This window comes from Yoonia sp. (genome assembly GCF_046498525.1).
Taxonomy (GTDB): domain Bacteria; phylum Pseudomonadota; class Alphaproteobacteria; order Rhodobacterales; family Rhodobacteraceae; genus Yoonia.
The window spans coordinates 1-10,154 of record NZ_JAWOAN010000180.1; the positions used below are offsets into that span (position 1 = coordinate 1).

Annotated in this window: 12 protein-coding genes; 8 read left to right on the forward strand and 4 right to left on the reverse strand. The window is 56.9% G+C overall.

Annotated features, from left to right (window positions below):
• Together R6T97_RS11390 and R6T97_RS11395 are read left to right on the forward strand one after the other, a co-directional pair.
• Positions 1 to 371 (forward strand): tyrosine-type recombinase/integrase (locus R6T97_RS11390; RefSeq protein WP_410349409.1); only part of this gene is annotated, 371 nt, incomplete at its 5' end.
• Between the two features lie 12 nt (positions 372 to 383).
• Positions 384 to 1,583 carry an IS91 family transposase gene (locus R6T97_RS11395; RefSeq protein WP_410349410.1) on the forward strand — a complete coding sequence of 400 codons (1,200 nt, stop codon included), beginning with the start codon at positions 384 to 386 and terminating at the stop codon, positions 1,581 to 1,583.
• A gap of 155 nt (positions 1,584 to 1,738) precedes the next feature.
• On the opposite strand, the gene R6T97_RS11400 is transcribed toward R6T97_RS11395, so the two are convergent.
• Together R6T97_RS11400 and R6T97_RS11405 are read right to left on the reverse strand one after the other, a co-directional pair.
• Positions 1,739 to 2,848: an AI-2E family transporter gene (locus tag R6T97_RS11400; protein WP_410349411.1), complete on the reverse strand. Its 1,110-nt coding sequence runs from the start codon at positions 2,846 to 2,848 to the stop codon at positions 1,739 to 1,741.
• Positions 2,849 to 3,022: 174 nt separating this feature from the next.
• On the reverse strand, positions 3,023 to 3,256 hold the full coding sequence (locus R6T97_RS11405; RefSeq protein ID WP_410349412.1) for a hypothetical protein: 234 nt from the start codon (positions 3,254 to 3,256) through the stop codon (positions 3,023 to 3,025).
• Between the two features lie 192 nt (positions 3,257 to 3,448).
• On the opposite strand from R6T97_RS11405, the gene R6T97_RS11410 reads away from it, so the two are divergent.
• Positions 3,449 to 4,189, forward strand: a complete 741-nt coding sequence (locus tag R6T97_RS11410) for a Crp/Fnr family transcriptional regulator (RefSeq protein ID WP_410349420.1) — start codon at positions 3,449 to 3,451, stop codon at positions 4,187 to 4,189.
• 142 nt (positions 4,190 to 4,331) lie between these two features.
• A complete protein-coding gene (locus R6T97_RS11415) occupies positions 4,332 to 4,586 on the forward strand; it encodes a hypothetical protein (RefSeq protein WP_410349413.1) in 255 nt (84 codons plus the stop codon).
• A gap of 130 nt (positions 4,587 to 4,716) precedes the next feature.
• Here R6T97_RS11415 and R6T97_RS11420 read toward each other — a convergent pair whose 3' ends face one another.
• Both R6T97_RS11420 and R6T97_RS11425 read right to left on the reverse strand, forming a co-directional pair.
• Positions 4,717 to 5,250, reverse strand: a complete 534-nt coding sequence (locus R6T97_RS11420; protein ID WP_410349414.1) for a sigma-70 family RNA polymerase sigma factor — start codon at positions 5,248 to 5,250, stop codon at positions 4,717 to 4,719.
• Positions 5,251 to 5,516: 266 nt separating this feature from the next.
• Positions 5,517 to 5,723 (reverse strand): hypothetical protein, encoded by a 207-nt coding sequence (locus tag R6T97_RS11425; RefSeq protein WP_410349415.1) that lies wholly within the window; start codon positions 5,721 to 5,723, stop codon positions 5,517 to 5,519.
• Positions 5,724 to 6,457: 734 nt separating this feature from the next.
• Between R6T97_RS11425 and R6T97_RS11430 the strand changes: the two genes are divergently transcribed.
• From R6T97_RS11430 to R6T97_RS11445, 4 genes are all read left to right on the forward strand, one after another.
• Positions 6,458 to 8,704 carry a chemotaxis protein CheB gene (locus tag R6T97_RS11430; protein ID WP_410349416.1) on the forward strand — a complete coding sequence of 749 codons (2,247 nt, stop codon included), beginning with the start codon at positions 6,458 to 6,460 and terminating at the stop codon, positions 8,702 to 8,704.
• A gap of 32 nt (positions 8,705 to 8,736) precedes the next feature.
• A complete protein-coding gene (locus R6T97_RS11435) occupies positions 8,737 to 9,378 on the forward strand; it encodes a rhodanese-like domain-containing protein (protein ID WP_410349417.1) in 642 nt (213 codons plus the stop codon).
• 10 nt (positions 9,379 to 9,388) lie between these two features.
• Complete coding sequence (locus R6T97_RS11440) at positions 9,389 to 9,916, forward strand: YeeE/YedE thiosulfate transporter family protein (protein WP_410349418.1); 528 nt, start codon at positions 9,389 to 9,391, stop codon at positions 9,914 to 9,916.
• Positions 9,917 to 9,933: 17 nt separating this feature from the next.
• On the forward strand, positions 9,934 to 10,154 hold a 221-nt coding region (locus tag R6T97_RS11445; protein ID WP_410349419.1), incomplete at its 3' end, for a hypothetical protein.

Consider the following 10,154-nt stretch of genomic DNA (forward strand, 5'->3'; position numbering starts at 1 on the left):
TGTCACCCGGATTGCTGGAATTGCTGCGCGCCTGGTGGCGCGAGGCACGGCCGGAGGGGTGGCTGTTTCCTGGAAAGCCGAAGATCAACCCAATCTCGCCTCGACAACTGAACCGCGCTTTCACCTCGGCCAAGCATATGGCCGGGGTCAAGAAGCCTGCGACCTTGCACACGCTGCGCCACAGCTTTGCAACGCATCTGCTCGAAGCCAACACCGATGTGCGGGTGATCCAGGTGCTGCTCGGGCACGCCAAGCTGACGACCACCGCGCGATACACCCATGTCGCCACCAAAACGATCCGCGACACCGTCAGCCCCTACGAGATGCTGGCCAAGTTGCAGGATCAGACGGTGAAGCGAAGTCTGGAGTGACCGGGCGCCGGGGTGTCCCGGCCAAGGCTGGAGATCGCTGACATCTTCCGCGCCCATGGTCCTGCGTGGCGGCAGGCCAATGCGGGGCATGTCAGCCTGTCCCAGCTTAAAGTGATGTCGGCGATCAAGGCCTGCCGAACCGAGGCGCTCGGCGGGCACGTGGCCGGTTGCGTCAAATGCGGCCACCATCACATCGCCTATAACTCCTGCAAAAACAGGCACTGCCCCAAGTGCCAGGGGTCTGCGGCGCGCGACTGGATGGAGGCGCGCACCGAGGACCTGCTGCCCGTGGAATATTTCCATGTTGTCTTCACGATGCCGGCCGAGATCGCGCAGATCGCCTATTGGAACAAGAAAGCGGTCTATGGCCTGTTGTTCAAGGCATCCGCCGAAACGGTGACGACCATCGCGGCCGATCCCAAGCGCATGGGCGCGCGGGTGGGCATGACCAGCGTGCTGCACACCTGGGGCTCGGCGCTGACCCACCACCCGCACATCCACATGATCATTCCCGGTGGCGGCCTGTCGCCTGACGGCACCAGGTGGATCGCCTGCAAACCTGGGTTCTTTCTGCATGTGCGGGTGCTGTCGCGGCTGTTCCGACGCCTGTTTCTGGAGGGGCTGATGGATTTACACCGCGCAGGCCAGCTCACCTTCTTCGGTGATCTCGTCGGTTTGTCAGAAGCAAAGGCGTTTGCTACATGGCTCGCCCCGTTCCGCAAATCCGAATGGGTGGTCTATGCCAAGCCACCCTTCGGCGGGCCCGAGGCCGTGCTGGCCTATCTGAGCCGCTATACCCACCGGGTCGCCATCTCGAACGCCCGCCTGGTCAGCGCAGATGCCGATACCGTGGCCTTCCGCTGGAAGGATTACCGCATCAAATCCGGCGACCGGCAAAAGGTGATGCGGCTGGCCACGCCCGAGTTCATTCGTCGTTTCCTGATCCATGTCCTGCCCGACGGGTTCCACCGGATCCGGCATTACGGCCTGCTGGCCAGTTCGGCCCGCAAGGCCAACATCACCAAGATCCGCGCCTTGCTCTGCGTCCAGCGCCTTGAACAACCCGCCGCATCGGGACTTGAAGCCGAGATCATCCCTCTCACCCTGCGCGAGCCATGCCCTTGTTGCGGCGGCCCAATGCGCATCGTCGAGATCTTCCGCCGTGGCCAAAAACCGATGTCGCGCGCACCTCCGAGGAAGCAGGCCGCATGATATATCGCCTGTCAGATGCCGCAAAATGCCACCGGCTGCACCCCGCAGACCCGGCCCAGCCAGTATGCGATTATCGCTCCGCGGCGCGAAAAACGACGGCAAGCATCACAATATGCACAGCGATGTCAGCATATTCGACCGCTTACGTGACCGTCTCAGCTGTCATGCGAGCCTTCAGCAGAACGTATGACCCAGCCGTCGCCCCAACCGTCTGTGCGCTTTCCCCATAGATCGCACCAAGACCCACGCGGCTTCCTCCTTGGGAGGTTTTCCAACGCGGGTCGAGGTCGTGCTAATGCGCAGCGTTCCGACGCGACCCGCATCAGAAAACCTTCACCGAAAGCGACAATTGAGTCATCAAGCGACGCAATTCCAATGCCTAACGTCACCAGCCCCACCATGGCGATGCCTATGAAAGGCATGAAGTTCAACAGCCCCGCCGCAACACCCCAAAGCGGTGCGTTCGCAACACCCAGCAGTTGAAACGCCATGGCGACGCAAAGCCCAAGCCCAATATTCACGAAAGTGATAGCCAGAAGATATTGTGCAACGTTCAGACGCACGTCGCGCATGGCCCGAGCCAGCGCCCGGCGCGTAGAGGCCAGACTGACGAGTGACAACATCCAGCGGGACAGCATGACACGATCACGCAACATATAAAACGTGAGCATCGCCCAGAACGCAGCGCCAAAGACAATTCTCGGGGCACTGATTGCCCAGTCAGCCAGCAAACGCTGACCACCCTCAACCAACTTGTCTACGGCATCTTCGTCAGCTTCTGGATCGGCAGGTTCATCAGGCGTGGTTCGCGCAGCATTTCCCGGCATCACCGATGTATCCGTTTCGATCTCTCTTTCGGGCCTTGGCGACAGTTCGAATAATATCTGGCGGGCGCGCCACTCTGCCTCGCGCAGTATTTCCGGTGCACGTGTGTTCAAGGCTTCCGCCGAAGGTGCAAGTGTGTAGGCGGTGATTGCAGTGCCCACCAACAAACCGCCCACGACCGCTGCCGCGCAAAGCGATGCTGGCGCCCCCGAGCGTCTGAGCCAGCGCACCAAGGGAGCAAGTGCAATAGCGCAAAGCACCGCAAGCACCGTCGGGATTGCAATGAGACTGGCAGCTCTCAACGACGCCAGAACAACTACGCCGGCAATAATGCCCAGAAACACAGTCTGGAAAGCCCCACGGTCAAGCGAAGAAAACCATCCCGCAGTCCGTGCTGCAGTGCTGGTTCGTGGGGGCGTGTTCGAGTTGTTGTTCGGCATTGGGCGCAACGGCCTTTCAGGGATTATGGCAGGTATCGTGCTGAACTAGGTTAAAAGGCTGCGCACTAACGTGCTGTCATTGCACGGCGTTTCACCAGTCACACCTTGGCCGCCGCGCCGCATTTGACGTCGGCAGCAACCCGGAGTCCTGATGTTCACGACTTTCAGAACGCTTCAGCGAAGCCTGACAGAGTTGCCGCCGTCAATAATCGCGTTAATCAAAGCCGCGACTGCAGTATGCAGCGGCTCGTTTTCACCGTGCGGGGAATATTCGTGGGCGGCGGCTGCATCTTTCAGAATTCCGACGACCTCTGCTTCGGGAAGGATATTGTGATCGTTCAACGCAAGCAGGAGCGATTCACAAATCGCCAGCGCAGCAGTTCCTGAGACATCATCCGGCGGGGGCATAATCTGTTTCACCTTCACAAATGGAAAAAGAGCGTCGCAAGACATATTGGAACGCATCACAGTTATAGACGTTCCTTATAGTAATGCACTGATGCAGAGCAGTCTGAAGCCACTTTTAGAAATCAGCTTTCACTGAGAACAAACGGCTAGAGACCTTAACATGGTATATACATCTTGACCCAGCACAGCACGTTGACACGCGAACCCTCCAAACCTGCGTCTTTCGCACAGAATGATTTAGGGACGATTGGAGGCGCTCACCGACTTCAGCGGCGGTTTTCGCCGGGGTCCGAGCTTATCCATGAAGGTCAATTGAAAGCATCCGTCTTTGTTTTGCTGGGTGGGTGGACATTTTCCTACAAGATGTTGCCGAACGGTGGTCGGCAAATCATGGATTTTCAGTTGCCGGGCGACTTTCTTGGGCTCCGCGGGATCATCTTCGGTTCGGCTGATCACAGCATCGAGGCGGCAACGCATGTTGAAGCATCGCAATTGGCTGCATCAGACGTGCGCGATGCGATCGGAAATTCGCCGCGTTTGGCGTCGGCTGTTTTGCGGGCAATCGCGCGCAATGAAGCAATGGTACTAGAACATCTGGTGAATGTTGGACGCCGGTCCGGTGAGGAACGGTTGGCGCATTTGTTGCTTGAACTTCACGCACGGCTGAAGCTTCGGGGCCTGGCTGACAAGAAAGGTTTCGATTGTCCGCTGACGCAGTTTCATCTTGCTGATGCCCTCGGCCTGAGTGCGGTCCATGTGAACCGCGTTTTGCGTCATCTGCGCGAGGCTGCTCTGGTTACGTTTCAAAATGGCCGCGTGGACTTTGATAACATCGACTCCATTCAACAGTTGGCTGGTTTTGATGCGGCCTATCTTCACCAGAACGAGACTTTGCGGCACTCGGGTTCGGAAATCTTGATATCAATGCAATGAACCCGTTTATTTTGGTGCCAACGTTTGGATCTGGCCAAGCGCATCATTCCAGCGCCCATGTCGGCACAGTGATTGCACCGGGCCTTGGAACGAACAACGCCTGCCAAACGTTTCACGATCGACAAGGAAGAAAGGATACGGAATGGACCGCTTAAGCATCTTTCTAACGATCACAGTAGGGTCAGTCGTGACTGGCACGCTGATCATCATCGTCATGTCGTTGGGCTGGTATTCATGGCTGGCTATCGGCGGGGTTGCTGCGATCGGCACACTTCTAACCTGGCCGGCCAGCTATGTCATATCGCGTCGGATCAAGCGGCATGACCCGGATTGGGATGAAACGAAAGTAGACAAGGTAAAAGATTTGATACCGGATAGTTCCGCGCAAGAAGTTTAAAACAGCCTGCCGATCTGGAGCGCCGATGCACGGTGCGCCGAACTTGGCGCTGCCTTAAACCTGTCTGCCGAGTGACAGAGCCATTCGGCATAGTCGCCAATATTTGCTTCAACCTTCATCCATGGGCGGATTATGTCGACGCCGCGCCAAGTGCCTGCTGTCCCTTGCACAAATCCGTTTCGAACGAAGCGGCATGGCCCAGCGTGGCTCTACCACGGCTGACGCGGCTTTTGATTGTGCCGACGGAACAGCCACAGGCCTGTGCCGCTTCCAACTGGGAAAAACCAAGGGCACCCATCAAAAGAAGCGGCCTGCGTTGGGTTTCGGGCAGCAATGCGATTGCCGATATCAGTTCTTTCAAGGCGATTGCGTCAAGCTGCCGCGGCGCTTCTGACAGGGAATCTGTCAAATATCCGTCCGCGTCTTCGACTTCGCGGCGGGCCTTGCGCAAATCCGAAAAGAATGTGTTGCGCAAGATCGTGAACAGCCAGGCGCGCAGGTGGGTGTCGGCTTTGTATCTGTCGCGGTTCACCCATGCCTTCAGAAAAGTGGCTTGAACCAGATCCTCTGCACGGTGCGGGTTTACTGTCAGTTTCAATGCGCGTCGGCGCAAAGCTTGTTCTTGCGGTGGAAGAAGGGTGTGGAATGCGTGTTGTTGAGCCATTGTATTTATCTCACTCTGGGTAACATCCGTCGGGCAACTTCCCGCAAATGTCCGGTCAATTGACTGCCGGATGGAAAATGTGGTGTGGGTTTGTTAACCAAGGTAACCGAGTAACAAGCAAAGTCGGGTTTCAGGCCGCCTCAACTGCGTTCAGGCACTTGTTCAGCCAGTTCTGACAGCGTTTTAGCCGCGCCGTATTCCTGATCCGGTGCTACCCGCAGAAACTTTGCATCAAGCAGAACCAGTCACTGATTGATTGCCTGATCTTAACTGTTGGCGCCCATCTGTTCGATGGTGTCGATTGATTCACGCGACGACATGATGTGTTCCAGGTCTGACTGGCAAAGTTGGAAAAAATGTCGGGCGTGGCTTTTGTTTTGCGTCGCACGAATTACTCTTCTTGCCATGCGGTCCGCTTCGACAGCTTCATTCAGCAGCAGTATGAAAAGTTCAGGATTTCCATTTTTTGTCATCTTGTTTCCTTTTTCGTTGGAAAGTAGGGGGAGAGATGAAAGCGCGAGCACCGCCTTAGAGAAGAAGAGCGACGATGATCACGATACCAACCGCTGCGGCCCATGCGGTTTCGCGCCGTGGCGATTGCTCATTGCTCAGGAGAAAATTCCTTGAAGTGTTGCGTGCTGTCAGCGCAGGCCAACAAAGCTGAGCAATGCGAGGACGATGACGACCGCACCGACGATATAAATTATCTGGTTCATGCTTCTTTACCTCGATTTGCTTCGGGAACTTTTGGCGCACCAAGATGCGCTGATCGTGTCGATGTTTCTAATCAAGGGAGTTTTCCGGCACATCTAAGTTGCAGACCACCATGCAAGGCTGAATTTGGACAGCCAGGCCAATGTTTTGGGGCGATTGCGGTCGGGGCGGGACAGGGGGAGCCCCGAGCGCGTCATCACCGACCTGGCTGTCCAGTTCTTCGTTTTCAATCGTGAACATCTTATCTTAACTCGTAACAACATCACCTTACGCCTTGGGCCCACTGCCGCTAAGCCTCGGAAAATACTCATACGTGTTTGCCACTGGACCCGGTTAACCGAGGGCGGTGATTGCCCGGGTGATTATCCGAACACTCGGATGCATTATTTGAACAAAAACATTCGACACCAGCATCCTGCTAGACATCCGTGGGAAATCCATTGATCCTGTCGTCATTTGGCGGCCTGACGGTCAGTCCTTTATGGAGAAGACCATGTCGAATATTGCGCCACGTGATCATCTGCCTACCATTGCTATCGGTGCTTCGGCCGGTGGGCTGGAAGCATACCGTGCATTGTTCAAGGACATGCCCGGCGATACCCCGGCGGCGTTCATTCTGGTTCAGCACCTAGATCCGACACATGACAGCATGATGGTTGACCTGCTGGCTGGTAAAACGGGGCTGGAGGTCGTGCAGGCGGCAGACGGTATGGCGCTGCGCAGGGGCGTTCTTCACGTCATCCCACCGGGTTATTTCCTGACAGTCAGCCATGGTTTGCTGAACCTGACGGAACCCGATGACGGCAAGTCAGTGCGGATGCCGTTCGATGTTCTGCTGCGGTCACTTGCCAAGGATGCGGGCGCACAATCGGGGTGCGTTGTTCTGTCAGGTACCGGCACCGACGGCACGCTGGGTCTGGCCGAAATTCACGCCGCCGGCGGTTTGGTAATCGCACAGGACCCAAAAGAGGCAGGTTATTCCGGGATGCCGGACAGCGCCATCGCAACGGGGCTTGTGGACGAAATCCTGCCTGTCAGCGGTATGATCGCGGCAATTGAAAAGTTTGCGGCACAGGCTTTGGCAGCACCGGCATTGGATACAGCGGATCACACTCAAGAACTTTCGCCCTCAGAGGAGACACCCGATCCGGCCCTTTTTGACGACCTGCTTTCCTTTATCAGCACCACCACAGAGCAGGATTTGTCACTTTACAAGCGCGGCACACTTGAGCGGCGGATCGCGCGGCGTATGGCTCTTGTCGGGCTCGGCACGAAAGATGTGGAACGATATTTTGAACTTCTGAAATCCGATAAAGACGAACGCGCCCGGCTGTCTGCTGACCTGTTGATCCATGTGACCGGTTTTTTCCGTGACCCGGACGTGTTTGAATATTTATCGTCCAAGGCCATCCCTGATCTTCTTGCCGATTTGCCACCCGACCGTTCGCTGCGAATTTGGGTAGCCGGGTGCAGCACTGGTGAAGAAGCCTATAGTCTCGCCATAAGCTGCGTCGAAGCGATGGAGGCTGCGGGGTCCTCGGCCAGACTACAGATTCTTGCCTCCGACGTCGATCCAGAGGCAATTGCAACGGCAAGAGCGGGTTTCTACTCCAAGGATATCGCCGCGACTGTTTCGCCTGACCGTCTGGCGCGGTTCTTTGTGTCCGATGATGGTGGCTGGCGTGTTACGTCGGTCTTGCGCGACCTGATCGTGTTCACGGTTGCAGACCTGCTGTCGGACCCGCCGTTTTCAAAGATCGACCTTGTTTCATGCCGCAATGTGCTGATCTATCTGGGGCCAGAGGCGCAAAAGCGCGTGATTGCACGGTGCTGCTTTGCTTTACGCCCGGGGGGGCTTCTGCTTTTGGGAGCGGCCGAAATGCCAGGCCAAGCTGACAATTGTTTCGCTGTCGCGGACAAGAAAGCAAGGCTTTGGCAGCGGGTCGGGAAGAGCAACCCCGCAGATCTGCGTTTCGCAATGGGAAAGCGTGACGCACCGCCGCCGACGCCCGTTGACGCGCCAAGTCGCAACTCGCTGGCCGAACTTTGCCGACGCATCGTGCTAGATAACTATGCGCCAGCTGCGGTCTTGCTGAACACACAGCTTGAATGCCTGTACTTTCTCGGACCAACTGAAAATTATCTGAAAATCAGTCAGGGCCATCCCGAAACGGGCATCATCCGAATGCTGCCCAAAGCATTGAAAGTCAGGTTTCGCGCAGCGGCCGCCTCCTGTGGGCCTGCAAACCCGTTGGTGACGGTCCCTGTCAGGAATATTGTCAGCGACCTTAACTTTGACATTGCCCTACATTCCGTTTCCGCAGGGACAGAGCAGTTGTTGCTCGCCTGCTTCATAAACACGCCGCACCTGATCCACGACACTGCAGACACAAGACCCACTTCTGGACAGGAACGCCACGCGAGCGAACTCGAGGCTGATCTTGAAGCAACCCGCAGCGATTTGTCCGAAGCCTTGCGTGATCTTGAACGTGAAGTAGAAGCCCATGGTGCCGATGCTGCTGAAGCTCTGTCCGTCAATGAAGAGTTTCAATCAACCAACGAGGAATTACTGGCCTCTAAAGAAGAGCTGCAATCGCTCAACGAAGAACTGACCGCGCTGAACAGCCAGCTTCAGGAAACGCTTGAACGGCATCGCACTACGGCGTCCGACTTACCCGTGAAAGCTTCATTGACTACAAGGCGGCGGAGCACCACGATCAACCCGTCTATTTCCGTTTGATGGAGAAGTATAATAAGGAAGGGGTTCCGCCGTTGGGCGAACTGCCACGCCCCTGGCCGTTGACGCCCGAGCAGATTGCGCAGGCCATAGAGAATCGGGCCGTCATCGTCGACCTGCGAAGTCCCGAGGCATTTGCGGGCGCCTTCATTCCGGGCAGTCTCGCGATTCCTCTCGATATGCTTCCGGCCTATGCGGGTTATCTGCTGGACTACGAGCATGACCTGATACTTGTACCCGAAACGCTGGACCAGATACCGGAGGCTGTGCGCTATCTGATCCGTATGGGCTATGATCGTCTGGCCGGCTATCTCAAAGGCGGCATGCACGCCTGGGAGGTCAGTGGCCGGGCGTACGACCGTATCGGTGCCGTGCATGCCTCGACTCTGGAACGGCGGATCAAGTCCGACGAGGAGTTCACACTGCTGGACGTCCGCAAGATCACCGAATTCCGGGAGTCACAACTGAAAAACGCAACGCACATCTTCCTGGGGGACCTGCAGGATCGTCTGGACGAAATCGACAAGGCCAAGCCGATCGTGACGTTCTGCGGCAGCGGTCGCCGCGCCATTATTGCCGCATCGATCCTGAAACGGCATGGCTTCGAGCAGGTTGAGGATAGCCTGGGATCGATGGAAGCCTGCGAGGAAATCGGTTGTCCCATTCAGCGAGCATGAGGAGGTTACGATGAACACGATGATGGATGTGTTGCGCGACCCGAACTGGTCGCCGTATGTGGTCGGGATCGGTATCGGCGTGCTCTCGTGGCTTGCCTTTCTTTTCTCAAACCATCCGCTGGGGATCTCAACCGCGTTTGCCAAGACCGCCGGGATGATCGAGAAAGCGGTTCGCGGCCCCAAGGTCGCGGAGAAGCTCTATTACCAGGAGAACAAACCGGGTATCGATTGGGAATGGATGCTGGTGATCGGCGTATTTATCGGCGCGCTGGTGTCCGCCTGGATATCCGGCACGTTCCGGTTGGAATGGGTGCCGCCGATGTGGGAGGCGGCCTTTGGCGCCAACATATTTACACGGCTGGCCGTGGCTGTTGCCGGTGGAATCTGCGTCGGGTTCGGTGCGCGCTGGGGTTGTGGATGCACAAGCGGTCACGGCATCAGCGGAACCATGCAGCTCGTGCTGGGCAGCTGGCTGTCGGCCGCGTGTTTCTTCATCGGCGGCGTTGCCGTCGCCATGGTCATGTATCGGGTACTCTAACCAAAAGGAGCCATGAGATGTTGACCACACTTCACGACAACAAACGCCTGCAGTTGACACTGGGCCTCCTGTTCGGGTTCTGCTTCGGCTTCCTACTGCAGAAGGGCCGTGTATGCGACTACGAAATCATCATGCGGCAGCTCCTGCTGCAGGACTTCACCGTAGTGAAAGTCATGCTGACCGCCATGGTTACGGGTATGCTCGGGGTCTATGCCATGCGCGGTGCGGGCTGGATCAA